23 protein-coding genes are annotated in these 25,043 nt (G+C 57.6%); 6 read left to right on the forward strand and 17 right to left on the reverse strand.

Going from position 1 to position 25,043, the window contains the following annotated elements:
• Nucleotides 1-18: 18 nt before the first annotated feature.
• The 14 genes from AC3WQN_RS02970 to rpmH all read right to left on the reverse strand — a co-directional run bounded on the left by AC3WQN_RS02970 (nt 19) and on the right by rpmH (nt 11,691).
• On the reverse strand, nt 19-555 hold the full coding sequence (locus AC3WQN_RS02970) for a F0F1 ATP synthase subunit delta (protein ID WP_103398612.1): 537 nt from the start codon (nt 553-555) through the stop codon (nt 19-21).
• Nucleotides 556-567: 12 nt separating this feature from the next.
• A complete protein-coding gene (locus AC3WQN_RS02975; protein WP_095146191.1) occupies nt 568-1,038 on the reverse strand; it encodes a F0F1 ATP synthase subunit B in 471 nt (156 codons plus the stop codon).
• Nucleotides 1,039-1,094: 56 nt separating this feature from the next.
• Nucleotides 1,095-1,352: a F0F1 ATP synthase subunit C gene (gene atpE / locus AC3WQN_RS02980; RefSeq protein ID WP_002555987.1), complete on the reverse strand. Its 258-nt coding sequence runs from the start codon at nt 1,350-1,352 to the stop codon at nt 1,095-1,097.
• Nucleotides 1,353-1,485: 133 nt separating this feature from the next.
• Nucleotides 1,486-2,355 (reverse strand): F0F1 ATP synthase subunit A, encoded by an 870-nt coding sequence (gene atpB, locus AC3WQN_RS02985; protein ID WP_103398613.1) that lies wholly within the window; start codon nt 2,353-2,355, stop codon nt 1,486-1,488.
• Between the two features lie 16 nt (nt 2,356-2,371).
• Entirely contained in the window at nt 2,372-2,779 is a 408-nt protein-coding gene (locus AC3WQN_RS02990) for a F0F1 ATP synthase subunit I (RefSeq protein ID WP_095146189.1), read from the reverse strand.
• 148 nt (nt 2,780-2,927) lie between these two features.
• Nucleotides 2,928-3,800, reverse strand: coding sequence for a ParB/RepB/Spo0J family partition protein (locus AC3WQN_RS02995; RefSeq protein WP_103398614.1), 873 nt, complete (start codon nt 3,798-3,800; stop codon nt 2,928-2,930).
• Nucleotides 3,801-3,809: 9 nt separating this feature from the next.
• Entirely contained in the window at nt 3,810-4,607 is a 798-nt protein-coding gene (locus AC3WQN_RS03000; RefSeq protein WP_095081064.1) for a ParA family protein, read from the reverse strand.
• A gap of 18 nt (nt 4,608-4,625) precedes the next feature.
• Complete coding sequence (gene rsmG / locus AC3WQN_RS03005; protein ID WP_095146183.1) at nt 4,626-5,270, reverse strand: 16S rRNA (guanine(527)-N(7))-methyltransferase RsmG; 645 nt, start codon at nt 5,268-5,270, stop codon at nt 4,626-4,628.
• The gene (mnmG, locus tag AC3WQN_RS03010; RefSeq protein ID WP_103398615.1) at nt 5,267-7,159 is read right to left on the reverse strand and encodes a tRNA uridine-5-carboxymethylaminomethyl(34) synthesis enzyme MnmG; all 1,893 of its coding nucleotides are present in this window, start codon (nt 7,157-7,159) and stop codon (nt 5,267-5,269) included. The genes rsmG and mnmG overlap by 4 nt, the downstream gene beginning before the upstream one ends.
• 606 nt (nt 7,160-7,765) lie before the next feature.
• Nucleotides 7,766-9,136, reverse strand: a complete 1,371-nt coding sequence (gene mnmE, locus AC3WQN_RS03015; protein WP_103398616.1) for a tRNA uridine-5-carboxymethylaminomethyl(34) synthesis GTPase MnmE — start codon at nt 9,134-9,136, stop codon at nt 7,766-7,768.
• 79 nt (nt 9,137-9,215) lie between these two features.
• The gene (gene yidC, locus AC3WQN_RS03020) at nt 9,216-10,898 is read right to left on the reverse strand and encodes a membrane protein insertase YidC (protein WP_103398617.1); all 1,683 of its coding nucleotides are present in this window, start codon (nt 10,896-10,898) and stop codon (nt 9,216-9,218) included.
• Nucleotides 10,899-10,900: 2 nt separating this feature from the next.
• Nucleotides 10,901-11,146 carry a membrane protein insertion efficiency factor YidD gene (gene yidD, locus AC3WQN_RS03025; RefSeq protein WP_010465488.1) on the reverse strand — a complete coding sequence of 82 codons (246 nt, stop codon included), beginning with the start codon at nt 11,144-11,146 and terminating at the stop codon, nt 10,901-10,903.
• Nucleotides 11,139-11,540, reverse strand: a complete 402-nt coding sequence (rnpA, locus tag AC3WQN_RS03030; RefSeq protein WP_218192034.1) for a ribonuclease P protein component — start codon at nt 11,538-11,540, stop codon at nt 11,139-11,141. Before rnpA ends, yidD begins: the two co-directional genes overlap by 8 nt.
• A gap of 16 nt (nt 11,541-11,556) precedes the next feature.
• Nucleotides 11,557-11,691 carry a 50S ribosomal protein L34 gene (gene rpmH, locus AC3WQN_RS03035; RefSeq protein ID WP_003213577.1) on the reverse strand — a complete coding sequence of 45 codons (135 nt, stop codon included), beginning with the start codon at nt 11,689-11,691 and terminating at the stop codon, nt 11,557-11,559.
• Between the two features lie 565 nt (nt 11,692-12,256).
• Between rpmH and dnaA the strand changes: the two genes are divergently transcribed.
• From dnaA to gyrB, 4 genes are read left to right on the forward strand one after another with little or no spacing between them, the layout of a single operon-like run.
• A complete protein-coding gene (gene dnaA, locus AC3WQN_RS03040) occupies nt 12,257-13,774 on the forward strand; it encodes a chromosomal replication initiator protein DnaA (RefSeq protein ID WP_103398618.1) in 1,518 nt (505 codons plus the stop codon).
• 39 nt (nt 13,775-13,813) lie between these two features.
• Nucleotides 13,814-14,917, forward strand: coding sequence for a DNA polymerase III subunit beta (gene dnaN, locus AC3WQN_RS03045; RefSeq protein WP_095146173.1), 1,104 nt, complete (start codon nt 13,814-13,816; stop codon nt 14,915-14,917).
• A 20-nt stretch (nt 14,918-14,937) separates the two neighbouring features.
• Entirely contained in the window at nt 14,938-16,041 is a 1,104-nt protein-coding gene (gene recF, locus AC3WQN_RS03050; protein ID WP_019694407.1) for a DNA replication/repair protein RecF, read from the forward strand.
• 4 nt (nt 16,042-16,045) lie between these two features.
• A complete protein-coding gene (gene gyrB, locus AC3WQN_RS03055) occupies nt 16,046-18,463 on the forward strand; it encodes a DNA topoisomerase (ATP-hydrolyzing) subunit B (protein WP_103398619.1) in 2,418 nt (805 codons plus the stop codon).
• An 82-nt stretch (nt 18,464-18,545) separates the two neighbouring features.
• On the opposite strand, the gene AC3WQN_RS03060 is transcribed toward gyrB, so the two are convergent.
• Entirely contained in the window at nt 18,546-19,265 is a 720-nt protein-coding gene (locus AC3WQN_RS03060) for a response regulator transcription factor (RefSeq protein ID WP_103398620.1), read from the reverse strand.
• 898 nt (nt 19,266-20,163) lie between these two features.
• Between AC3WQN_RS03060 and AC3WQN_RS03065 the strand changes: the two genes are divergently transcribed.
• Together AC3WQN_RS03065 and AC3WQN_RS03070 are read left to right on the forward strand one after the other, a co-directional pair.
• Nucleotides 20,164-21,156: a FecR family protein gene (locus AC3WQN_RS03065; protein WP_103398621.1), complete on the forward strand. Its 993-nt coding sequence runs from the start codon at nt 20,164-20,166 to the stop codon at nt 21,154-21,156.
• An 18-nt stretch (nt 21,157-21,174) separates the two neighbouring features.
• Nucleotides 21,175-23,481 (forward strand): CHASE2 domain-containing protein, encoded by a 2,307-nt coding sequence (locus AC3WQN_RS03070; RefSeq protein WP_103398622.1) that lies wholly within the window; start codon nt 21,175-21,177, stop codon nt 23,479-23,481.
• A 168-nt stretch (nt 23,482-23,649) separates the two neighbouring features.
• Here the strand turns inward: AC3WQN_RS03070 and AC3WQN_RS03075 are convergent, their stop codons facing one another.
• Both AC3WQN_RS03075 and gmhB read right to left on the reverse strand, forming a co-directional pair.
• A complete protein-coding gene (locus AC3WQN_RS03075; RefSeq protein WP_103398623.1) occupies nt 23,650-24,420 on the reverse strand; it encodes a lysophospholipid acyltransferase family protein in 771 nt (256 codons plus the stop codon).
• Nucleotides 24,421-24,504: 84 nt separating this feature from the next.
• The gene (gmhB, locus tag AC3WQN_RS03080; protein ID WP_103398624.1) at nt 24,505-25,038 is read right to left on the reverse strand and encodes a D-glycero-beta-D-manno-heptose 1,7-bisphosphate 7-phosphatase; all 534 of its coding nucleotides are present in this window, start codon (nt 25,036-25,038) and stop codon (nt 24,505-24,507) included.
• Nucleotides 25,039-25,043 lie beyond the last annotated feature (5 nt).

Here is a 25,043-nt window from a genome sequence, read left to right on the forward strand (position 1 = left end):
TCTGCTGCCCCTTCAAACTCAAGATTTCAATGCTTCGGCAAGACTCGCGAGTTTTCCGCGAATCGAGCCATCGATTACCAGGTCGCCGGCGCGGATGATGACACCACCAATCAGGGCGGCATCCTCCGCAACTTGCAGGCGCACTTCCCGGTTGAGTCGTGCACTGAGAACCTTGGCGAGTTTGTCTTGCTGTTCTTGGTTCAATGCAAAAGCACTGGTGACTTCAACGTCTACCGACTTCTCTTGTTCGGCCTTGTACAGGTCAAACAGAGCGGCGATCTCCGGCAACAGCGGGAGACGGTCGTTTTCGGCAACGACGTTAATGAAGTTCTGTGCCTTGGCATCAAACTTGTCGCCGCACACGTCAATAAACGTGGCGGCCTTGTCTGCGCTCGTCAGTCGCGGGGCCTTGAGCACGCGCTGCATGGTGTCGTCTTGCGACACTGCTGCAGCCAGGCCGAGCATGGCTGACCAAGAGGCCAGTTGCTGGTGGGCCTGGGCGTGCTCGAAGGCTGCCTTAGCGTAAGGTCGGGCCAACGTGGTCAATTCTGCCATGATCGCCCTCGCTTAAATTTCAGCAGCCAGTTTGTTAACCAGCTCCGCGTGCGCGTTTTGATCGATTGTGGCACCCAGGATCTTCTCGGCGCCGCCAACGGCCAGTGCACCCAGTTGGGTACGCAGCGCGTCTTTGACACTGTTGATTTCCTGCTCGATCTCGGCCTGAGCCTGAACCTTTACGCGTTCAGCGTCGATACGGGCTTTTTCAACAGCCTCTTCAACGATCTGATTACCGCGCTTCTTGGCTTGCTCAATGATTTCGGCTGCCTGAGTTTTTGCTTCGCGCAGTTGTTGACCCGCTTTATCTTGGGCCAACTCCAGGTCGCGAGCTGCTCGGGCGGCAGCGTCCAGTCCATCCGCGATCTTCTTCTGACGTTCGTGCAAAGCCGCGATGACCGGAGGCCACACGAACTTCATGCAAAAAAGTACAAAAATTAAGAACGCAACGGACTGGCCAATCAGGGTTGCATTAATGTTCACGCCAACACCTCGCTCGTTCGTTGCACATCACACCAATCACTCGAAGGTTCGAGTGATTAGCCAGCGAGTTGACCAACGAATGGGTTCGCGAAAGTGAAGAACAGAGCAATACCAACACCGATCATGGTTACGGCGTCGAGCAGACCGGCAACGATGAACATTTTAACTTGCAGCATTGGAACCATTTCTGGCTGACGCGCTGCGCCTTCCAGGAACTTGCCGCCCAACAGGCCGAAACCAATTGCAGTACCCAGTGCGCCCAGGCCGATCAACAGTGCAACAGCGATAGCGGTTAGACCAACTACAGTTTCCATCTTTCCTCCCGACTTTTACGTCGTATGGTTTAGGTTTTTTAGATTAAAGCGGTAAAACAAATCGTTTCATCGAGCCCGTTATGGGCCCCCTCCCGCCGAGACGAGAGGGACATCAGACTAGCCTAAGCCGGTCTTAATGGTTCTCTTCGTGCGCCATCGACAGGTAGACGATGGTCAGCATCATGAAGATAAACGCCTGCAGGGTGATGATCAGGATGTGGAACACAGCCCACGCCCACTGCAGAACTACGCCCAGGCCGCTAAGCCAGAGCAGACCACTGCCGAACATCACAGCGATCAGAATGAACACCAGCTCGCCGGCATACATGTTGCCGAACAGACGCAGTGCCAGCGAGATTGGCTTGGCAATCAGCGTCACGAACTCCAGCAGGAAGTTCACCGGAATCAGCAGGGCTTGAACAAAGATGTTCTTGCTGCCAAACGGGTGCAGGGTCAGTTCGCCGAGGAAGCCGCCGATGCCCTTGACCTTGATGCTGTAGAAAATGATCAACGCGAACACCGACAGGGCCATGCCCAGGGTAGCGTTCGGGTCAGTGGTCGATACGGCGCGGAACGGAATGTGCGGGTCGCCGGAGATCCACATGGCCACTTGAGGAATCCAGTCAACCGGGATCAGGTCGACGGCGTTCATCAGGAAGACCCAGACGAAGATGGTCAGTGCCAACGGTGCAATCACCGGGCTACGGCCATGGAAGCTGTCTTTCACGCTGCCATCGACGAATTCGACCAATACTTCAACGAAGTTCTGCAAAGCACCTGGTTGACCGGAAGTCGCCTTTTTTGCCGCCATGCGGAAAAGAAGAACGAAAAACAGGCCCAACGCGACCGACCAGCCGAGGGTATCGACGTGGAAAGCCCAGAAGCCCATTTCTTTGGCTTCTGCTGCGGTGTGGGCAAAGCCCCAGCCGCCGTTAGGGAGCTGACCGAAGGTCAGGTTCTGCAAGTGGTGCTGGATATAGCCCGAAGCGGTTGTTTCTGCCATGGTTGCCTCAAACGCCCTAAGGTCTCGAAAGTCTTGTTCTCATCAGCAGGGGAGCGAACCAGCTGACCAGTTGGGTCAACACAAAGACGCCGAAGACTGCTAACGGCGCCAGTGGCTTCACACCTGCAAACGTCAATGCAAAGAGCACTGCCGTCAAAATCAGTTTGCCCGCCTCGCCGGCATAAAAAGACCGGACGATGGCTTGAGCTGCTCGGGCGCCGGAAAACCGAAATGCCCTGTGAGCGAAATAAACATTGGGAAGCAAGGCTATCAGGCCCCCGCAGAGTCCTGAGTACCCGGCAACGACTCCATGCCAGTGCCAGAGCGCCAAAGCAGCCACCAGCAAAACGACAAATTGAGCCACTAACACCGGAAAAACTGCCAGGCGATGGAACGGCAAGCGGTTTGGCGTGCGTGTTTCCATCACATTTGCTCCTCAAAGGTCGGCTGCCAGAATTCAATAACTTGGCATAATTTGTGCCGACAAAATGCGCGCAGAGTATAGGGGCGGTTCAGCCCCTATTCAACTGTCAGGTAGTGATTTCCGTCTGCACGCTACATGAGGAAATGTTTCAGCGGATATGTGCAAGGACACCTTGCAGCTCATCCAGGGAGTTGTAACCAATCACCAACTGCCCTTTGCCCTTCTTTCCGTGGCGAATCTGCACCGCAGAGCCTAGGCGCTCAGCCAGGCGCTGCTCGAGGCGAGCGATATCCGGGTCGGGTTTGGCAGGTTCCGTCGCCTGCGGTTTGCCATTCAACCACTGGCGAACCAGTGCTTCAGTCTGGCGTACGGTGAGACCCCGTGCGACAACGTGTCGCGCCCCCTCAACCTGTTGATTTTCCGGCAACCCGAGCAAGGCACGCGCATGACCCATTTCCAGGTCGCCGTGCGAGAGCATGGTCTTGATCACCTCCGGCAGGGCAATCAGGCGCAACAGGTTGGCCACCGTCACGCGGGATTTGCCCACCGCTTCGGCAACCTGCTGCTGAGTCAGCTGGAATTCCTGCTGCAATCGCTGCAGGGCAACCGCTTCCTCGACCGGATTGAGGTCTTCACGCTGGATGTTCTCGATCAGCGCCATGGCAATCGCGGTTTCATCCGGCACATCGCGCACCATCGCCGGGATGGTTTCCTGGCCCGCTTGCTGGCTGGCGCGCCAGCGGCGTTCACCCGCGATGATTTCAAAGCGGCCGTCACCGATGGGACGCACCACGATCGGCTGCATCACGCCCTGTACCTTGATCGATGAAGCCAGCTCTTCCAGTGCCTGTGGGTCCATGTCCCGGCGTGGCTGGTATTTGCCACGCTGGATCAGGTCCAGGGGCAGATGTTGCAGCTCACGCTGGTCGGCTTGCACCGCTTGTTCTTCCAGCAAGCTGACGGTCGGACCACTCAGCAGTGCATCCAGTCCACGTCCGAGACCTCGTTTCTTGACGGCCATGGGGATTCCTTAAGTTGCCTGAGCAGCGGCGATGCGTGAGTTTTTGCGTTGACGGCGAACCATCTCGCCGGCCAGGGCCAGATAGGCAATGGCGCCCCGCGATGATTTGTCGTACGCCAGCGCCGGCATGCCATAGCTTGGTGCTTCGGCCAGGCGAATGTTGCGTGGAATGACCGTGTCGTACAACTGCTCGCCGAAGTGCTCCTTGAGCTGCGCCGACACATCGTTCATCAGGCTCAGGCGCGGGTCGAACATGGTCCGCAACAGGCCTTCGACTTTCAGGTTCGGGTTCAGCAGTTCGGCGATACGCTTGATGTTATCCACAAGGTCACTCAAGCCTTCGAGTGCGAAGTACTCGCACTGCATGGGGATAATCACCCCGTCGGCGGCAACCAGTGCGTTCAAGGTCAGCATCGACAGCGACGGCGGGCAGTCGATCAAAATGTAATCGTAATTCTCGCGGATCGGCGCCAAAGCGCTGCGCAGGCGGCTTTCCTTCATCTGCATTTCCAGCAGAACGACTTCAGCCGCGGTGAGGTCGCGGTTGGCTGGCAGCAACTGGTAACCACCGTGCTCGGAGAAATGCATGGCCTGGGCCAGGTCGCATTCACCGATCAACAGGTCGTAGACCGAGTTTTCCAGGCCGTGTTTATCCACACCGCTACCCATGGTGGCGTTGCCCTGTGGATCAAGATCGATCAACAACACCCGACGCTTGGTGGCGACCAGGGATGCTGCGAGGTTGATACAGGTGGTGGTCTTGCCCACACCACCTTTTTGGTTCGCAATCGCGAATACCTTAGCCATTCTTGCTTGTGTTCCCAATCATGCCGTGCGGCGCAGTATCAGCAGATGACGTTGGCCTTGGCAACCGGGTACAGCCAAGGCGTGTTCGCTATCGAGGTGGAAGTCTGCCGGCAATGCTACCAGCTCATCCGCGGGATGAACGCCCTTCATTGCCAGCCAACGTGTGTCGTGATCGCCCAGGTGGCGAGTCCAGTTGCTGAAGTTCTCCATGCTGCTGAACGCCCGGGAGATGATCCCGTTGAATGGCTTTTCAGGCTGGAACGCTTCGACACGACTGTGGATAACTTGCAGGTTATCCAGTTTGAGCTCGAGTTTGACCTGGGTCAGGAAGCGGGTTTTCTTGCCGTTGGAGTCCAGGCAGGTCACTTGCGATTCGGGAAACAGGATCGCCAGCGGAATACCGGGCATGCCACCGCCGCTGCCGACATCCAGCCAGCGACCGTTCTCGATGAAGGACATCACACTCAGACTGTCGAGCAGATGCCGCGAAACCATTTCGTCGGGATCACGTACGGCAGTGAGGTTGTAAGCCTTGTTCCATTTTATCAACAGGGCCAGATAACCCAGCAGCTGTGCATGCTGGGCTTCGGTCAGGTTTACACCGAGCTGGCGCGCACCTGTTGATAACTCTTCGGCGTGTTGCGAGGTAACCAACGAACTCAAGCGCTTTGCTCCAACTGACGGCCCGCGCCGCGTTTTTTCAGATGAATCATCAACAGCGATATCGCTGCCGGGGTCACGCCCGGGATCCGCGAAGCCTGGCCCAACGTCTCGGGGCGAGTTGCGCCGAGCTTGCTCTGGATCTCTTTCGAGAGACCGGAGATATTCGTGTAATCGATATCCACAGGCAATTTGGTGTCTTCACTGGCCCGCAGGCGTGCGATTTCATCCTGCTGACGATCGATGTAGCCGGCATATTTGGTCTTGATTTCGACCTGCTCGGCGACCTGTGGATCCTGCGCGCCATGCCCGGTCACTTCGACCAGACCAGCGTAGTCGATTTCCGGACGGCTCAGCAGGTTCAACAAGTTGTATTCGTGGGTCAGTGGCGTGCCGAACTTTTCGGCGATCGCATCCCCCTGCTCGGTGCCCGGGCGGACCCAGGTACTTTTCAGACGCTGCTCTTCCAGGGCAATGCTCTCGCGTTTTTTGCAGAACGCCGCCCAACGTACGTCGTCCACCAGACCCAGTTCGCGACCTTTCTCGGTCAAACGCAGGTCGGCATTGTCTTCGCGCAGGATCAACCGGTATTCGGCACGCGATGTGAACATCCGATACGGTTCCTGGGTACCCAGGGTAATCAGGTCATCGACCAGCACACCGATGTACGCCTCGTCGCGGCGCGGGCACCAACTGTCTTTGCCCTGCGCGCGCAAGGCGGCGTTGGCCCCGGCCAGCAAACCCTGGGCGCCGGCCTCTTCATAACCGGTAGTACCGTTGATTTGCCCGGCAAAGAACAGGCCGGCAATAACTTTGGTTTCCAGGCTGTACTTCAGGTCACGCGGGTCGAAGTAGTCGTACTCGATGGCGTAGCCCGGGCGAACGATATGCGCATTTTCCATGCCGCGGATCGACTGCACGATCTGCAATTGCACGTCGAACGGCAAGGATGTGGATATCCCGTTCGGGTACAGCTCGTGAGTGGTCAGGCCTTCCGGTTCGATGAAGACCTGATGGCTTTCCTTGTCGGCAAAGCGGTGGATCTTGTCTTCGATCGAAGGGCAATAACGCGGGCCAATACCTTCAATCACCCCGGAATACATCGGCGAACGATCGAGGTTCGAGGCGATGATTTCGTGGGTACGGGCGTTGGTATGCGTGATCCAGCAACTGACCTGCGGCGGGTGCTGCTCTTTCGAGCCCATGAACGACATGACCGGGATCGGCGTGTCGCCCGGTTGCTCGGTCATCACCGAGAAATCCACAGAACGACCGTCGATACGTGGAGGCGTACCGGTTTTCAGGCGACCCACACGCAAAGGCAACTCACGCAGACGGTGAGCCAGGGCGATCGACGGCGGATCGCCGGCACGACCGCCGGAAAAGTTCTGCATACCGATGTGGATAAGTCCGCCTAGGAACGTACCGGTGGTCAACACCACGGAGTCGGCAAAGAAACGCAGGCCCATCTGGGTGACGACACCGCGTACTTGTTCCTGCTCGACGATCAGATCGTCGGCGGCCTGTTGAAATATCCACAGGTTCGGCTGGTTTTCGAGAATCTCGCGAACAGCGGCCTTGTACAGCACGCGATCCGCCTGGGCGCGTGTTGCGCGCACGGCTGGACCTTTACGGCTGTTGAGCACGCGAAACTGGATACCACCTTTATCGGTGGCCATGGCCATCGCGCCGCCCAGGGCGTCGATTTCCTTGACCAGGTGGCTTTTGCCAATCCCGCCGATCGCGGGGTTGCAGCTCATTGCTCCGAGGGTTTCCACGTTATGCGTCAGCAACAGGGTTTTTGCACCCATGCGTGCTGAGGCCAGTGCTGCCTCGGTACCGGCATGACCGCCGCCGATGACGATCACTTCAAAACGGGAAGGGAAATCCACCACGCACCTCGTGCCTGCTTCAGTTAGGTAATCAGGAATAGTTTGAGCTCAGGTTTCTGGACCTGGTCGACAAGTATAGGGACTTCGCCCTTCCTAAAGAACCCTTTGCACAAAATTTAACCAGCTGTGGGTAAGTCACGAACAATAGAAATTAAAAAGAAAGAAATTTATTAAATCTTTGTTTTTATGTTTATTTCTATACAGCTACCTTTCTGTGGATAGATTACTACAGACCTTTATTTTCAATGTGTACAGAGGTTCAAAAGTCTGTGGTCATGTGCCCATGAGGCCCTTGGATAACCGCTTTAAGCCTGTGGATGAATGGGGTTGTTATCCACAGAGGTGGTTATCCTCCGTTTTGGAGCCCTGTTATCAACCGAGCTCAGTCGCGGTTATTCACAGGGCTTAATCCACAGAAAAGCGCAGAAAGGCACAAATCCCGGACACGAAAAAACCACCGACGCGGTCGATGCCGCCCGGCAATGCAGAAAAATGAGGGGGATGCAGAGGGAGAGGAGCTGGCTTGTCAGCAAATCAGGCTACACGGCGTGTCGGAAACACCGTGTAGCGAGCAAGCCAGGCCTCCAATTGAATCAGGAGTTGAGGCTATTTACCGATACAGAAGCTGGAAAAGATCCTGCCCAACAGGTCGTCAGAGCTGAATTCGCCGGTAATTTCACCCAGCGACTGCTGCGCCTGACGTAAATCTTCAGCCAACAGTTCGCCAGCACCGGCCAGGGTCAGCTGCGAACGACCGTGTTCGAGGGACGTACTGGCATGACGCAGAGCCTCCAAGTGGCGTCGGCGGGCGCTGAAGCTGCTTTCCGAGGTCTGCTCATAGCCCATGCAGGCCTTGAGATGCTCGCGCAGTAGCTCCAGACCTTCGCCTGCCGACTTGGCGCTCAAGCTGATGGTGACGTGGCCATCGTCACAGACTTGCAGCTCAATGGCCTCGCCAGTGAGGTCTGCCTTGTTACGGATCAGGGTGACTTTGGCCGGATCCGGGCGCTGCTCGAGGAATTCAGGCCACAAGGCAAACGGATCGAGGGCTTCAGGGGCGGTGGCATCGACCACCAACAGCACCCGGTCAGCCTCGCTGATAGCCTTCAATGCCCGTTCCACACCGATCTTCTCGACCTGGTCATCGGTATCGCGCAAGCCCGCGGTGTCGACCACATGCAGCGGCATGCCGTCGATGTGGATATGTTCACGCAGGATGTCCCGGGTGGTGCCGGCGATCTCGGTGACGATGGCCGCTTCCCGGCCAGCCAGTGCATTGAGCAGGCTGGATTTGCCGGCATTCGGACGACCGGCGATCACCACGGTCATGCCATCACGCAGCAACGCACCCTGGCCGGCTTCACGCAACACAGTGGATAGCGCTTCGCGCACGGCATCGAGCATGGTCAACACGTGGCCATCGGCCAGAAAGTCGATTTCTTCTTCCGGGAAGTCGATGGCGGCTTCGACGTAGATGCGCAGCGCAATCAGTTGCTCGGTCAGGTTATGCACACGTTGGGAAAACGCGCCTTGCAGCGAGCGCAGTGCGTTGCGCGCGGCTTGTGCAGAACTAGCCTCGATAAGGTCGGCGATGGCCTCGGCCTGCGCCAGGTCGAGCTTATCGTTGAGGAACGCGCGTTCGCTGAACTCACCCGGCCGGGCCAATCGGCAGCCCAGTTGCAGGCAGCGCTGCAGCAACATATCCAGGACTACGGGACCACCGTGGCCCTGTAGTTCCAGCACATCCTCGCCGGTAAATGAGTTCGGACCGGGGAAATACAAGGCAATACCTTCATCCAGCACGTCTTCTTCGGCGCTGAAAAAAGGACCGTAATGGGCGTAGCGCGGTTTGAGTTCGCGACCACTGATGGCTTTCGCCGCGCTGCTGGCCAACGGCCCGGAAATACGCACGATACCGACGCCTCCACGGCCCTGGGCGGTGGCGACTGCGGCGATGGTTTCACGAGGAGCGCTCATAAACCGATATCCCGATAAAAATGGCAGATAGCAAAACGCCCCACTAGGGGGCGTTTTGAATGGTTACATACAGCGTAAGTTATGCCTCGGCTTTTTTCGCCGCCGCTTCAATTTTACGTGTGATGTACCACTGTTGAGCGATCGACAGGACGTTGTTCACAACCCAATACAGCACCAGGCCCGCCGGGAACCACAGGAAGAAGAAGGTGAAGATGATTGGCATCATTTTCATCACTTTGGCCTGCATCGGATCCGGAGGAGTCGGGTTCAGCTGCTGCTGGATGAACATGGTTGCGCCCATGATGATCGGCAGAATGAAGAACGGATCCTTGATCGACAGGTCGGTAATCCACAGCATGAACGGCGCTTGGCGCATTTCAACGCTTTCCAGGAGTACCCAGTACAGCGAAAGGAAAACCGGCATCTGCACGAGGATTGGCAAGCAACCACCCAGCGGATTGATCTTCTCTTTCTTGTACAGCTCCATCATGGCTTGCGACATTTTCTGCCGGTCATCGCCATGCTGCTCTTTCAGCGCAGCCAGTTTCGGTGCCACTGCACGCATGCGCGCCATGGATTTGTAGCTGGCAGCCGACAGTGGGAAGAAGATCCCTTTGATCAGCATGGTCAAGAAGATGATCGACCAGCCCCAGTTACCGACGAGCTCATGGATATGTTGCAGCAGCCAGAAGATCGGCTGGGCAATGAACCACAGGATGCCGTAGTCGACAGTCAGTTCCAGGCCTGGGGACAACTCTTTCAGTATCGCCTGGCTTTTCGGACCTGCGTACAACGTGGCGCTGGTTTCAGCCTTGGCACCTGGCGCAACGGTCAACGCCGGGCCAGTGAAACCGATGATGTAGTTGCCTTGGCTGTCTTTACGGGTCTGCACCACGTTGCTGTCGTTCTTGGCTGGAATCCAGGCCGTCACGAAGTAGTGTTGCAGCCAGGCAACCCAGCCACCGTTAACGCTTTCTTTCAATGACGCCTTGTCGATATCTTTCATCGACACTTTTTTATACGGCTCGGCACTTGTCCACAGGGCGGCGCCCAGGTAAGTAGCGGTACCGGTGGCGGTAGTCGAAGAAGGATCGGCACTGGCATCACGCTTGAGCTGGGCAAACAGGTTGCCTGTCCAGGCCTTGTCGCTGGTGTTGTCGATCAGGTAAGTCACCTTCAGATCGTACAAACCACGGGTAAAGGTGAAGCGCTTGATGTAGTTGACGCCAGCATCGCTGAATTTCAGGTCAACGTTGAGCTGGTTCTGGCCATCAGCCAGTTGATAAGTCTTCTGTTCGGTCGAGTAAACCGGACGACCGGTAGGTCGAGCATCCGGACCGTTAGTGCCGGTCAGGCCGCTTTGGGCCAGATAAGTACGTTCGCCACCGTTATCAAACAGCTGGAACGGAATTTCCGGATGGTCCTGGCGACGTGGATACAGCGGCAGCATCAGCTGGGCGACATCACCACCTTGAGGATCGATAGCCAGTTCGAGCACATCCGTTTTAACGCGGATGAGGTCTTTGTTGGTCACTACCGGAGTTTCGGTAGGGGTGCTGGTATCGGCATTCGCGCTGGGTACATCGGCACTGGCGGAAGCATTGGTACCAAGTGGGGTGTCCGCAATTGCCGGGGCAGCCTGATTGGCAGCAACATTCTGAGTCGGCAGGGCAGCCTGACCATAGTCCTGGTTCCATTTCAGGACCATGACGTAGGACACGATTGCCAGGGCGACGATCAGGATCGTGCGTTTAATATCCATGATTACTCGGCCATCGAAGAAGAACGGGAGGTAGGGATAGGTGGAACCGGGTCATAACCACCGGGATTCCACGGATGACAGCGACCTAAACGACGAAAGGTCAGCCAGCCACCGCGCAGAAGGCCATGATTTTCAATGGCTTCATACGCGTAGCAGGAACAACTGGGGTAGAAACGACAGTGGCTGGCCATCAGGGGACTAATGGCATAGCGATAAAACTGGATCGGAACGAGTGCCAGTTTACGCATCGGTGCTGTCTACCCCTACAGTTTCGGTTTTGACTGCTGGTACCGGCGAGCTACGTGCCAGACGCTTCCAGAGTTTGCCGAAATGCTGAATCAATTCGGGGTTTTCTACGTCGCCCAAACCTTTGCGCGCGACGATCACGATATCCCAACCAACCAGAGAATCCTGGTGGAGGCGAAACGATTCGCGCATCAGACGTTTGAGGCGATTGCGCTCAACGGAGAGTTTCACACTCTTTTTCCCGATAACCAGCCCTAGACGGGGGTGATCGAGATCGTTGGTGCGTGCAAGGAGCAGGAGATTTTTCCCCGGAACCTTGCCGGTAGGGGAGTCAAAGACTGCCTTGAAATGCCGGGGGGTCAGCAAACGCTTTTCCCGACTGAAGTCCTGACTCACCTCCAGTACCGGATTATCAAACTGCCAGACGCGCACGACCTTTGGCGCGACGACGCGACAGGACGGCACGGCCGTTCTTGGTAGCCATGCGAGCACGGAAACCGTGAGTACGAGCGCGTTTGATAGTGCTTGGTTGGAAAGTACGTTTCATGTCGTGTTACCTGGTTCGTCCACAACGGGCCGGAATGGCCCCCGTTTTAAGAGACCGGGGATTCTAGAGAAAGCAAGCCTCTAGGTCAATTTCCAACCAGCGTTTCCTTTAAATGGTCATCCAGCCGGTTCGGCCTTGAAAGGTAGACAGTCAAATATAAAAATAAAGAAGGAAATGATTTAAAGCTTTTCTGTAAAGCTTATAAAAGCTAGGGCGGCATCTATCTGTGGATAACTACCTTTAGCCCTTCTATCCCGTGCTGTACAGAGAATGACAACTACAAGGGAAAACGGTGTTCAGCCTGTGCTGCACTGTCGGATAAGCTGTGTGTGGAATCGATGGTTATCCACAGGCCGGTTATCCACCGAGTTTCCCCCCCACTTGTACAACGAGCTCAGGGCGGTTTATCCACAGGGCTTATGCACAGACCGTTGGTCATCTTTTTTACGTATAAAACGTTGATTCATCTGCACCTGTGGGCACGCTACGTGTGGATAAGTCTGCGTCCGGCCGTTACAATGGGCGCTTGTTTTTGCCTCACCGGCTTTCAACTTAGGGGATATCCGTGTCAGTGGAACTTTGGCAGCAGTGCGTGGAGCTTTTGCGCGATGAGCTGCCTGCCCAACAATTCAACACTTGGATCCGTCCACTACAGGTCGAAGCCGAAGGCGACGAGTTGCGTGTCTACGCACCTAATCGCTTTGTTCTCGACTGGGTTAACGAAAAGTATCTGAGCCGCGTGCTCGAACTGCTGGATGAGCATGGCAACGGCATGGCGCCCGCGCTTTCCTTATTAATAGGCAGCAAACGCAGTTCAGCCCCTCGGGCTGCACCGAATGCACCGTTGGCTGCGGCAGCGTCGCAAGCCCAGGCGGCCGCTTCTCCGGCACCGGTCAGTGCGCCCGCGCCTGCCGCGCCGAGCAAGCGGACAACGCAAAAAGTCGTCGAGGAGAGTGAAGAGCCCTCCCGTGACAGCTTTGACCCGATGGCTGGCGCCAGCTCGCAACAGGCCCCGGTACGTGCGGAACAACGTACCGTGCAGGTAGAAGGTGCGCTCAAGCACACCAGTTACCTGAACCGCACATTCACCTTCGAGAACTTCGTCGAAGGTAAGTCCAACCAACTGGCGCGCGCTGCGGCCTGGCAGGTTGCGGACAATCCCAAGCACGGTTACAACCCGCTGTTCCTGTATGGCGGCGTTGGCTTGGGTAAAACCCACTTGATGCACGCTGTGGGTAACCACCTATTAAAGAAGAACCCGAATGCCAAGGTCGTGTACCTGCATTCCGAGCGCTTCGTGGCCGACATGGTCAAGGCGTTGCAGTTGAATGCGATCAACGAGTTCAAGCGCTTCTACCGTTCGGTCGACGCGTTGCTCATCGATGACATTCAGTTCTTCGCCCGCAAGGAACGTTCCCAGGAAGAATTCTTCCACACGTTCAACGCACTGCTTGAAGGTGGCCAACAGGTCATTCTCACCAGTGACCGTTACCCGAAAGAAATCGAGGGTCTTGAAGAGCGCTTGAAGTCGCGCTTCGGCTGGGGCCTGACGGTTGCCGTAGAGCCTCCGGAACTGGAAACCCGCGTCGCCATTCTGATGAAGAAAGCCGACCAGGCCAAAGTGGACCTGCCGCACGACGCCGCGTTTTTCATCGCCCAGCGCATTCGCTCCAACGTCCGTGAACTCGAAGGCGCACTCAAGCGCGTCATCGCCCACTCGCACTTCATGGGGCGCGATATCACCATCGAGCTGATTCGCGAATCCTTGAAGGACCTGTTGGCGCTTCAGGATAAACTGGTCTCTGTGGATAACATTCAGCGCACTGTCGCCGAGTACTACAAGATCAAGATCTCCGATTTGCTCTCCAAACGCCGTTCGCGTTCGGTCGCACGTCCGCGGCAAGTGGCTATGGCCCTGTCCAAGGAGCTGACCAACCACAGCCTGCCGGAAATCGGCGATGTGTTTGGCGGACGCGACCACACCACGGTTTTGCACGCCTGCCGCAAGATCAATGAACTTAAGGAATCCGACGCGGACATCCGCGAGGACTACAAGAACCTGCTGCGTACACTGACCACTTGATGAACACCAGCGCAGCTTATTAAGGCAAGGGACTAGACCATGCATTTCACCATTCAACGCGAAGCCCTGTTGAAACCCCTGCAACTGGTCGCAGGCGTCGTCGAGCGCCGACAGACCTTGCCGGTGCTTTCCAACGTGCTGCTGGTTGTCGAAGGCCAGCAGCTGTCGCTGACCGGTACCGACCTGGAAGTCGAGCTGGTCGGTCGTGTGCAACTCGAAGAGCCGGCCGAGCCGGGCGAAATCACTGTCCCGGCACGCAAGCTGATGGACATCTGCAAAAGCCTGCCGAACGACGCGCTGATCGACATCAAGGTCGATGAGCAGAAGCTTGTGGTGAAAGCCGGCCGTAGCCGTTTCACCTTGTCGACGTTGCCGGCCAATGATTTCCCGACCGTGGAAGAAGGCCCGGGTTCGCTGACCTGCAGCCTGGATCAAAGCAAGCTGCGCCGTTTGATCGAGCGCACCAGCTTTGCCATGGCCCAGCAGGACGTTCGTTACTACCTCAACGGCATGCTGCTGGAAGTGTCCGCCGGGATCATCCGTGCCGTAGCCACCGACGGTCACCGCCTGGCCATGTGCTCGATGCAGGCCGACATCGGCCAGCCGGATCGCCACCAGGTTATCGTTCCGCGCAAAGGTATCCTGGAACTGGCACGCTTGCTCACAGAGCCGGATGGCAATGTCAGCATCGTTCTCGGCCAGCACCATATTCGCGCTACCACCGGCGAGTTCACCTTCACCTCGAAACTGGTCGACGGTAAGTTCCCGGACTACGAGCGCGTTCTGCCGAAAGGCGGCGACAAGCTGGTGCTGGGCGATCGCCAGGCGCTGCGTGAAGCGTTCAGCCGTACCGCGATCCTGTCCAACGAGAAGTACCGCGGTATTCGCCTGCAGCTGGCCAACGGTCAACTGAAGATCCAGGCCAACAACCCGGAGCAGGAAGAAGCGGAAGAAGAAGTCGGCGTTGAGTACAACGGTGGCTCGCTGGAAATCGGCTTTAACGTGAGCTACCTGCTCGACGTGCTGGGCGTGATGACCACCGAGCAAGTGCGCTTGATCCTGTCTGACTCCAACAGCAGTGCGCTGGTGCAAGAGTCCGACAACGACGACTCGGCTTACGTTGTCATGCCGATGCGCCTGTAAACATGCTTAGCAGCCGCTAGATGTCCCTCAGTCGCGTCTCGGTCACCGCGGTGCGCAATCTGCACCCGGTGACCTTCTCCCCCTCTCCCCGCATCAACATCCTGTACGGCGCCAACGGCAGCGGCAAAACCAGTGTTCTGGAAGCCATCCATCTGCTGGGGCTCGCCCGTTCCTTTCGCAGTACCCGTCTGTTACCAGTGATCCAGTACGAGCAGTTGGCGTGCACGGTATTCGGCCAGGTCGAATTGGCCGAAGGTGGGCACAGTGCGCTGGGAATTTCCCGGGATCGCCAGGGAGAGTTTCAGATCCGTATCGATGGGCAGAATGCTCGTAGTGCCGCTCAGCTGGCAGAGATCCTGCCACTGCAACTGATCAACCCGGACAGCTTTCGCCTGTTGGAAGGTGCGCCGAAGATTCGCCGACAGTTTCTGGATTGGGGGGTGTTCCACGTGGAACCGCGTTTCATGTCCACCTGGCAGCGCCTGCAGAAGGCCCTGCGTCAGAGAAACTCTTGGCTGCGGCATGGTACACTTGACGCCGTTTCGCAAGCGGTTTGGGACAGAGAACTGTGCCAGGCCAGCGCTGAAATTGATGAATACCGCCGCGCTTACATCAAAGCCTTGAAACCTGTCTTTGAACAGACCTTGAGTGAACTCGTCGAACTCGAGGGTTTAACGCTTAGCTATTACCGGGGTTGGGACAAAGAGCGAGAGCTGAGTGCAGTGCTCGCTGCGTCCGTTCACCGGGATCAGCAAATGGGGCATACCCAGGCCGGACCACAACGCGCTGATTTGCGTCTTAGATTGGGCGCACATAATGCCGCGGACATCTTGTCCCGTGGACAGCAGAAGTTGGTGGTCTGTGCGCTGCGCATCGCCCAAGGGCATCTGGTCAGCCAGGCCCGGCGCGGCCAATGTATTTATCTGGTGGATGACTTGCCGTCCGAGCTGGATGAGCAGCACCGCCGCGCGCTTTGCCGTTTGCTGGAAGACTTACGCTGCCAAGTGTTTATCACTTGTGTAGATCACGAATTATTGAGGGAAGGCTGGCAGACGGAAACGCCAGTCGCTTTGTTCCACGTGGAACAGGGCCGTATCACCCAGACCCACGACCATCGGGAGTGAAGGCATGAGCGAAGAAAATACGTACGACTCAACGAGCATTAAAGTGCTGAAAGGCCTGGATGCCGTACGCAAACGTCCCGGTATGTACATTGGTGACACAGACGATGGCAGCGGTCTGCACCACATGGTGTTCGAGGTGGTCGATAACTCGATCGACGAAGCTTTGGCCGGCCACTGCGACGACATCAGCATCATCATCCACCCGGACGAATCCATTACCGTGCGCGACAACGGTCGCGGCATTCCGGTAGACGTGCATAAAGAAGAAGGCGTTTCGGCAGCCGAGGTCATCATGACCGTGCTGCACGCCGGCGGTAAGTTCGACGACAACTCCTACAAAGTATCCGGCGGCTTGCACGGTGTAGGTGTGTCGGTAGTGAACGCCCTGTCCGAAGAGCTGGTGCTGACCGTTCGCCGTAGCGGCAAGATCTGGGAACAGACCTACGTCCACGGCGTACCACAAGAGCCGATGAAGATCGTTGGCGACAGTGAGTCCACCGGTACCCAGATCCACTTCAAGCCTTCGGCTGAAACCTTCAAGAATATCCACTTCAGCTGGGACATCCTGGCCAAGCGGATTCGCGAACTGTCCTTCCTCAACTCCGGTGTCGGCATCGTCCTCAAGGATGAGCGCAGCGGCAAGGAAGAGCTGTTCAAGTACGAAGGCGGCCTGCGTGCGTTTGTTGAGTACCTGAACACCAACAAGACCCCGGTCAACCAGGTGTTCCACTTCAACGTCCAGCGTGAAGACGGCATCGGCGTAGAGATCGCCCTGCAGTGGAACGACAGCTTCAACGAGAACCTGTTGTGCTTCACCAACAACATTCCTCAGCGCGATGGCGGTACTCACCTGGTGGGTTTCCGTTCCGCACTGACGCGTAACCTGAACACCTACATCGAAGCCGAAGGCCTGGCCAAGAAGCACAAAGTCGCCACCACGGGTGACGATGCGCGTGAAGGCCTGACCGCGATCATTTCGGTGAAAGTGCCGGATCCGAAGTTCAGCTCCCAGACCAAGGACAAGCTGGTGTCTTCCGAAGTGAAGACCGCTGTCGAACAGGAAATGGGCAAGTACTTCTCGGACTTCCTGCTGGAAAACCCGAACGAAGCCAAGCTGGTCGTTGGCAAGATGATCGACGCGGCCCGTGCCCGTGAAGCGGCGCGTAAAGCCCGTGAGATGACTCGTCGTAAAGGCGCGCTGGATATCGCCGGCCTGCCGGGCAAACTGGCGGACTGCCAGGAAAAAGACCCTGCCCTCTCCGAACTGTACCTTGTGGAAGGTGACTCTGCTGGCGGTTCCGCCAAGCAGGGTCGTAACCGTCGGACCCAGGCCATTCTGCCCCTCAAGGGTAAAATCCTGAACGTCGAGAAGGCGCGCTTCGACAAGATGATCTCTTCCCAGGAAGTGGGCACCTTGATCACCGCACTGGGTTGCGGCATCGGCCGCGACGAGTACAACATCGACAAGTTGCGTTATCACAACATCATCATCATGACCGATGCTGACGTCGACGGTTCGCACATCCGTACCCTGCTGCTGACCTTCTTCTTCCGTCAGTTGCCGGAGCTGATCGAGCGCGGCTACATCTACATCGCGCAGCCGCCGTTGTACAAAGTGAAGAAAGGCAAGCAAGAGCAATACATCAAAGACGACGACGCCATGGAAGAGTACATGACGCAGTCGGCCCTGGAAGACGCGAGCCTGCACTTGAACGAAGATGCACCGGGTATCTCGGGTGAAGCCCTTGAGCGTCTGGTCAATGACTTCCGTCTTGTGATGAAGACCCTCAAGCGTCTGTCGCGCCTGTATCCACAGGAGCTGACCGAGCACTTCATCTACCTGCCGGCCGTCAGCCTGGAGCAACTGTCCGATCACGCAGCGATGCAGGATTGGCTGGCTCAGTTCGAAGTACGTCTGCGTACCGTCGAGAAATCGGGTCTGGTCTACAAGGCCAGCCTGCGTGAAGACCGTGAACGTAACGTCTGGCTGCCAGAGGTCGAGCTGATCTCCCATGGCCTGTCGAACTACGTCACCTTCAACCGCGACTTCTTCGGCAGTAATGACTACAAGACCGTTGTGTCCCTGGGCGCTCAACTGAGCACCCTGTTGGACGACGGTGCGTACATCCAGCGCGGCGAGCGCAAGAAAGCCGTCACCGAGTTCAAGGAAGCTCTTGAGTGGCTGATGGCCGAAAGCACCAAGCGCCATACCATCCAGCGCTACAAAGGTCTGGGTGAGATGAACCCGGATCAGCTGTGGGAAACCACCATGGACCCAAGCTCGCGCCGGATGCTCAAAGTGACCATCGAAGACGCCATTGGCGCTGACCAGATCTTCAACACCCTGATGGGTGATGCGGTCGAGCCACGTCGTGACTTCATCGAAAGCAACGCCCTGGCAGTGTCCAATCTGGACTTCTGATCCGGTTCGATCTGCAGTAACGAAAAAGGCCAACGTTTAGCGTTGGCCTTTTTTTTCGTTCGCGTCTAACCGTGAAGGCTCGTTACTCACTCGTCGTCGTGACGCTTTCCAGGCGATAGCCGTAGCCATAGATGGTCAGCAACTGCCAGCCACGATCAGCGGTCAGGCCGAGCTTGTTGCGCAGGCGATAGATGTGGGTATCCAGGGGCCTGGAAGACACCATCTCTTCATGGGACCAGAAACGCTCATAGAGGTACTCCCGCGACAGCGGTCGGCCGAGGTTGGCAAACAGGCAGCGCGCCAGGCGGTACTCGCGTTCGGTGAAGCTGATGGGATTGCCGGCACGGGTGACGGTCAGCTCTGCGTCATCGAACACCAGGTCATTGAAGCTCAATACTTCGCTGGCGGTGCCGCGTTGCAAACCATGGCGACGCAGCACGGCGTTAACGCGGGCTTTGAGTTCGTTGGGGCGAAATGGCTTGCTGACGTAATCGTCCGCTCCGGCGTTGAGCGCCTGAACGATGTCGCTTTCAGCGTCCCGGCTGGTGAGCATGATGGCGGCCGGAGGCGCCTCCATGTGCTCACGGGTCCAGCGCAGCAGCGCCAGCCCACTGATGTCGGGCAGTTGCCAGTCGAGTATCAGCAAGTCGAAGGTTTCGCGGCGAAGCTGACGCAGCAGGTCCTCTCCTCGCTCGAAACAGTGCAAGCCCCAGGCGTCTTCCCCGGCTTCCGGCATTTGTCGCAGTGTCTGTTCCACCCGGCGTAGCTCGGCGGGTTCATCATCCAGTATTGCGACACGCATGCGGAGTGCTTCCTTCATCTCGTAGAGTGCTGTGGGTAAATAGTCCTACAGTGCCGAGTTTAGGCTGATTGTTCGAATCTGAACAATTATGGCGATTTGCTGCAGATGCTTCAGGGCTGGGTAGGCTGATATCAATTAGCCGGTAATCGGCAGGTATCCGCTCGAAGGTGCAAGGAAGGAACAATGGGGAACAGGCTGAATCCTCGTGCAGTGATGGCGACGGTGAACCGAGGCATCGCGATGAAAGCTTGTATGTCGTTGGTACTCATTGCCTGCCTCGGAGCCGCTTCGCCCGCGGTGAACTCAAGTCATGCCGCGCCGGATAAACCCGTGTCGCCGCGTTACTACAGCCCCGTTGTGGCGTATGCAGGCTTCAGCGACTCACGGGGATTCGCACCGGTGAGTACGTCCGGGGATGAAGCGTATTCGGCACCGCTGCACACGCAGGGGGACCAACCACGCTGGGTGTTCTGAAATGCTGAACGGGCAATTCTGAAGAAATATTGAGAATTGCCTCACCGCGTGTTGGTGTTGGTAACTTCTCAAGTGTTGAGAGGCACAGGGGCATTGGGATGTGCCCCGACACAGGGAGTGTCATCGCCAGCCTGGCGGGACCGCCGATCGCCGGTTCGCTTGCGGTCTGCAGTTCAGGGGAAAAAATGGAGTGCCTTCTCACTTTCCACCGGGTCGATTCGGATTCGATCCGACACAGGGACGTGTCACTTTCCCCTTTCGAGGGGCGCGCGTTCAAGGAAAATCGCGACAGCTTTTTATATAGATGATGGCGTTTTGCATAGGCGTGGGCTATCTGTAGCAGAGCCCTGTCAGGTATGGTGCGCAAGGCTGACGAATCAGTGGGTCCGCCAGGTCTTCAGAAAAAGCGTGAACAGCGAATCCTATGAACTCGATCACTTCTTTGCACTGCCGCCGTTTCGGCACCTTATTGTTGCTGGTCGCGGGCTTGTCGGGTTCGTTGACCCAGAGTGCATTGGCCGCTTTTTTCACCGCCAAGCGCCTGCCGTACATTGATGATAATCAGCAATGTCGCGGACAACCCCTGCCTGCCACGATCGAACACCTGACGGGCGAGGCCTGGAAGCTTGACCGCAAAGGCAAGCAGGTTGCCCTGGAAGAAGGGATGACGGTGGATGAACACGAAGGTGTGAAGACCTCCCCTTCGGCATTTGTCAGCCTGTCGCTGGGCGATGGGTCGCGCATCGTCCTGCCATCCAGTTCCCAGGTAACCTTGAGCCTTAACGAAGAACTCAAGGTGGCGCAGGTGACTCTTGATCAAGGCCAGGTCGAGTCCTATGTCATCAAGCGCGCCAGCGACTATGATCGTTTCCAGATCGTGACGCCGGTGGGCGTGCTCGGTGTTCGTGGCACGCACTTCCGGGTACGCAATGAAGACAATGGGCACTCATTGATTGAAGTGCTCAATGGCCAGGTTGCCGTTGACCGCGATGAGGGTGACGCGCCGCTGAAAAAAACACCGGGAAAACCGTCGGCCCAGGCCGATACGGATGCTGACGTGCAGGTGATGGCCCGCCAGGGATTACGGATCCAGAAGGAAGGCACGTTGATACCAACCGACCTGCTGCCCCCTCCCCGATTGCTCGGACAGGCAGGCCAGACCGGACCGGCACCGGCCTGGCAACTGATCATGCAACCTGTGCAAGGCGCCACGCGCTATCGGGCGCAAGTCGCCACGGACACCTCGTTCATGAACATCAAGCAGGAACAGTTTTCCAGTACGCCTGAGATAAACTTCATCGGGTTGAAGGCGTTCTACTACCATGTTCGGCTCTCTGCATTTGACGCGCAGGGGCTTGAAGGAGAAACCGGGGTATATGACATCTTCTATTACCCTCGGACCACGCGGGTTCAATAAGCGTCCGGCGCTTTGCCGATGAGGCGCTGGCCAAGGAAGGAAGGTCGCGAGCCCACTCAGGCGCAGCGACTGTTTCGCCGGTTGGTCCGTGAATGGCTCTGGGTCAGCCTGATCCTGTTGCCGCTAACGGCCGTACTGTCCTTGAGCCAGGGACTGACGCTGAGCAACCTGCTGTATGACAACCTGCGGCGCCTGAGTCCGCTACCGGTTGACCCGCGCATTCTCATCATCACCATCGACGACTACAGCTTGCAGCAGTTAGGGCAATGGCCCTGGCCGCGGACGATGCACGCCGACCTGCTTGATCGGTTGTCGGCCGCCGGGCCCCGGGGCATTCTGTTTGACGTTATCTTCAGCGAGCCGGCCAAAACCCCCGAGCATGATCTTCGCCTGGCCCAGGCAATCTGCCAGGCTGGCAATGTGTTTATTCCGTTGCTGCGCGAAGGGGTCGCCCGTTATGGCCAGCCGCTGGGTGAAATCGAACCTGTGGCACCGTTGAGCCGCTGCGCCAAGGGGGTCGGGCATATCAATGCCGAGGCAGACGCGGATGGCATCGTGCGCAGCGTGTACCTGCGTGAGGGCCCTGAGCGCGCCCCAAGATCACAATTGGCGTGGTTGCTCTACGAGACGACCACCGACGGCCCGGATACCCTCCCCGGCTCGTCCGCGGTGTCGACGGTGCAAGGTTGGCAGCGAACCCAGCGCATTCGAATTCCCTTTATCAGCATGAATGCAGGGTTTCCCAGCGTTCCGTACGTCAGCGTGCTGCGCGGTGAAGTACCGGCGCAATTGCTGCGCGATCGCCTGATCCTGATCGGTTCCACCGCCCCAGGGTTAGGCGATCGCTACGTCACACCGCAATCAGCGAGTGTCGGCACGACAGCGGGTATCGAGATTCAGGCCAACCTGCTGAATGGTCTGCTCCAGCAGCGCAGCATTGTGGTGCTGGGCGATGGCTGGAGGGTTTCGCTGTCGACGGCCATGGTCGCCCTGTTGCTGGCCTTGCTGTTGTTCCGCCCACGACGAGCCTTGTGGCTGACCCTGGGTGGCATGGCAACGGCCCTGCTCACTTCGGCACTCATGCTCAGGGCGGGCTGGTGGTGGTCACCGGCCGCGAGTGTGCTGGGGATGTTGCTGGGGTACCTGATCTGGAACTGGCGCCGGCTGAGCGCTGTGCTCGCCTACTTCGGCTGGGAACTGGCACGGCTCGACAGCGAGCCCAAAGTGTTCCCCGAACGTCGTCGCACGGCTTCTCCGGCCGGTGATGTGCTGCAGGGGCAGATCGTTGCGCTGGAGCAGGCGATGAGCCGGACCCGCGATACCCGGCGCTTTATCTCGGACGGTCTTGAGTACTTGCCCGTGGCCACCCTGATCAGTGGACCGGATGGGCGTATTCTGCTGGCCAATCGAAATGCCCGGAGTCTGTTTGCCGGTGACCTGGTCGGTGAAGACTTACTGTCGCAGCTTGCGGCCCTGGGTTATCCAGGCCTGCTTGAAGGGGCACGTCCCGCGCTATCGGCCCTTGAAAGCAATGAGTTCCGCGATATCCATGGCCGGAGCCTGCGCCTGGACGTGGCATCGCTGTTTCCGGCCGAAGGCGGAACGGCGATTGGCTGGCTGCTCAGTTTCACGGATTTGAGTGTCGAACGTGAGGCCGAGGAACAACGCGCAGTGCTGATGCGCTTTCTCTCCCACGACCTGCGCGCGCCGCATTCAGCGATTCTGGCGCTGCTCGACGTACAGCATTGCCAGGGTGCGGGAGACGCGCAGTTGTTCGCCCAGATCGAGTTGCAGGTACGCAAGGCCCTGGGCCTGACCGAGGCGTTTGTACAGCTGGCCAAGGCCGAGTCCGAGGCCTACCAGTTCGAGCCGAGCATGTTCGCGATGCTGGTGCTCGATGCCTTCGATCAAGCGATGAGCATCGCGCAGCTCAAGCAGATCGAGTTGCAGCATGACCTGGATGACGATGCCGAAGGCATGGTGTTGGCGGATCAGTCATTGCTGACCCGGGCGCTGTTCAACTTGCTGGAAAACGCCATCAAGTACAGCCCGTCTGGCTCAAGGGTCACGGTGCGGGTGAGTTGTACACAGGGCTGGTTGACCTGTGACATCAGCGATCAGGGCAAAGGCATATCGGCGGCGGAGTTGCCGGAGTTGTTCAGCCAGTACCGACGTTTTGCCTCGTCGCAGGGCAGTGACGGATTGGGCCTGGGGTTGTCGATGGTCAAAGCCGTACTGGATCGTCATGGCGGACGGATCCTTTGCCAAAGCCAGATCGGGCAAGGCACGACCTTCAGTGTCCAGCTGCCATTGCTGGATGATTAAGACGGGCATAAAAAAACCGGCATCCAGTGCCGGTTTTTTTATGACTGCGAAAACTTATGCACCTTTTACGGCGTTTTATTAGCTTAAGAAATATGTATGTAAATCATGGATTTAGATATCAATTACGTCTTTTTCCAATGAAACGGTGCACAGGTTATCCACAGAATCTCAAATCGCTTCCTTGTCCGTTACGGCGGACAGAGGCGGCAGCGAACCCATGTCGCGTTGGGTCTGTTCATTCCAGGCTGCGGCGCGGTCGTTGAGCTCGGCAATCGCCCGTGGCCCGCTACCCTCGGCATACATCGGCGCACCAATGACCACCGTGATCGTGCCGGGGGTTTTCGCCCAACCGGTCTTTGGCCAGAACTTGCCGGCGTTGTGGGCGATTGGCAGCACCGGCAACTGGGCATTGACTGCCAATGCCGTCCCGCCGCGAGAGAACTTGCCCACCGTACCGAACGGAACGCGGGTGCCTTCCGGGAAGATCAACACCCAGACGTTATCCTTGAGCAGCTCATCGCCCTTCTTCGCCACGTGCTTGAGTGCGGCTTTCGGGTTGTCACGATCGATGGCGATCGGTCGCAGCATGGCCATCGCCCAACCAAAGAACGGCACATACAGCAGTTCGCGCTTGAGCACCTGGCTCAGGGGCTCGAAATAGGCCGAGAGGAAGAACGTTTCCCAGGTGCTCTGGTGGTTCGACAGAATCACACAGGGCTGTTCAGGGACGTTTTCAGCGCCTTTGACTTCAAAGCGGATGCCCAGGAACACCTTGCTCAGCCACAGTGCGCAACGGCACCAATAGACGTTGATGAAGCGATAACGCGCCTTGAACGGCAGGAACGGCGCGATAAAAAAGCTCAGGCTGCACCACAGCAACGAGCTGGTGCCCAGCAGCAGGTAAAAAAGAAAGGTTCTGATTGCCTGCAAGATCGACATGGTCGCGTTTACCGTTGCGGGGCAATGCCCGCCTTCTAAAAAGCGCGCTCCCGAACAGTCCTTGATCAGGATGTCAGAATCGCCCTAGTTGTTGATAAGTTCTGCGGCAATCGCCGCCAGATCGTCAAAAATCAAAGTGCCTGCCGGCAGGGTCAAGCCCTGAGTCTTCTCGCCTTTCCCGGTTTTTACCAAAACTGGCTGACAGTCGACGGCTTCTGCCGCCTTCAGGTCACCGAGACTGTCGCCGACGAACCACAGGCCCGTCAGAGCCACGTCGTAATGTGCGGCAATGGTTTTAAGCATGCCGGGTTTGGGCTTGCGACATTCACAGCCTTCGTCAGGCCCGTGGGGGCAATAGACGATCAGGCCGAGTTCACCACCCTGCTCGGCCACAAGCTGGCGCAGGCGCGCGTGCATGGCGTCGAGGGTGGCGACATCGTAGTAGCCTCGAGCAATGCCCGACTGGTTGGTAGCGACCGCTACCGTCCAGCCGGCCTTGCTCAACCGCGCGATGGCTTCGATCGAGCCGGGCAGAGGATTCCACTCCTCCACCGACTTGATGTAAGCGTCGGAGTCGTAGTTGATCACCCCGTCCCGATCGAGTATCAGCAGTTTCAAGCCGT

This window comes from Pseudomonas sp. FW300-N1A1 (assembly GCF_058789115.1).

Bases quoted from the DNA above. Each gene is read 5' to 3' on its own strand.
- AC3WQN_RS02990 (WP_095146189.1), bottom strand. From the start codon at position 2,779: ATGGAAACACGCACGCCAAACCGCTTGCCGTTCCATCGCCTGGCAGTT.
- AC3WQN_RS02970 (WP_103398612.1), bottom strand. From the start codon at position 555: ATGGCAGAATTGACCACGTTGGCCCGACCTTACGCTAAGGCAGCCTTC.
- recF (WP_019694407.1), top strand. From the start codon at position 14,938: ATGTCCCTCAGTCGCGTCTCGGTCACCGCGGTGCGCAATCTGCACCCG.
- atpE (WP_002555987.1), bottom strand. From the start codon at position 1,352: ATGGAAACTGTAGTTGGTCTAACCGCTATCGCTGTTGCACTGTTGATC.
- AC3WQN_RS03075 (WP_103398623.1), bottom strand. From the start codon at position 24,420: ATGTCGATCTTGCAGGCAATCAGAACCTTTCTTTTTTACCTGCTGCTG.
- atpB (WP_103398613.1), bottom strand. From the start codon at position 2,355: ATGGCAGAAACAACCGCTTCGGGCTATATCCAGCACCACTTGCAGAAC.
- gyrB (WP_103398619.1), top strand. From the start codon at position 16,046: ATGAGCGAAGAAAATACGTACGACTCAACGAGCATTAAAGTGCTGAAA.
- dnaN (WP_095146173.1), top strand. From the start codon at position 13,814: ATGCATTTCACCATTCAACGCGAAGCCCTGTTGAAACCCCTGCAACTG.
- AC3WQN_RS02995 (WP_103398614.1), bottom strand. From the start codon at position 3,800: ATGGCCGTCAAGAAACGAGGTCTCGGACGTGGACTGGATGCACTGCTG.
- AC3WQN_RS03060 (WP_103398620.1), bottom strand. From the start codon at position 19,265: ATGCGTGTCGCAATACTGGATGATGAACCCGCCGAGCTACGCCGGGTG.
- yidD (WP_010465488.1), bottom strand. From the start codon at position 11,146: ATGCGTAAACTGGCACTCGTTCCGATCCAGTTTTATCGCTATGCCATT.
- AC3WQN_RS03070 (WP_103398622.1), top strand. From the start codon at position 21,175: ATGAGGCGCTGGCCAAGGAAGGAAGGTCGCGAGCCCACTCAGGCGCAG.
- AC3WQN_RS03000 (WP_095081064.1), bottom strand. From the start codon at position 4,607: ATGGCTAAGGTATTCGCGATTGCGAACCAAAAAGGTGGTGTGGGCAAG.
- AC3WQN_RS03065 (WP_103398621.1), top strand. From the start codon at position 20,164: ATGAACTCGATCACTTCTTTGCACTGCCGCCGTTTCGGCACCTTATTG.
- rpmH (WP_003213577.1), bottom strand. From the start codon at position 11,691: ATGAAACGTACTTTCCAACCAAGCACTATCAAACGCGCTCGTACTCAC.
- mnmE (WP_103398616.1), bottom strand. From the start codon at position 9,136: ATGAGCGCTCCTCGTGAAACCATCGCCGCAGTCGCCACCGCCCAGGGC.
- yidC (WP_103398617.1), bottom strand. From the start codon at position 10,898: ATGGATATTAAACGCACGATCCTGATCGTCGCCCTGGCAATCGTGTCC.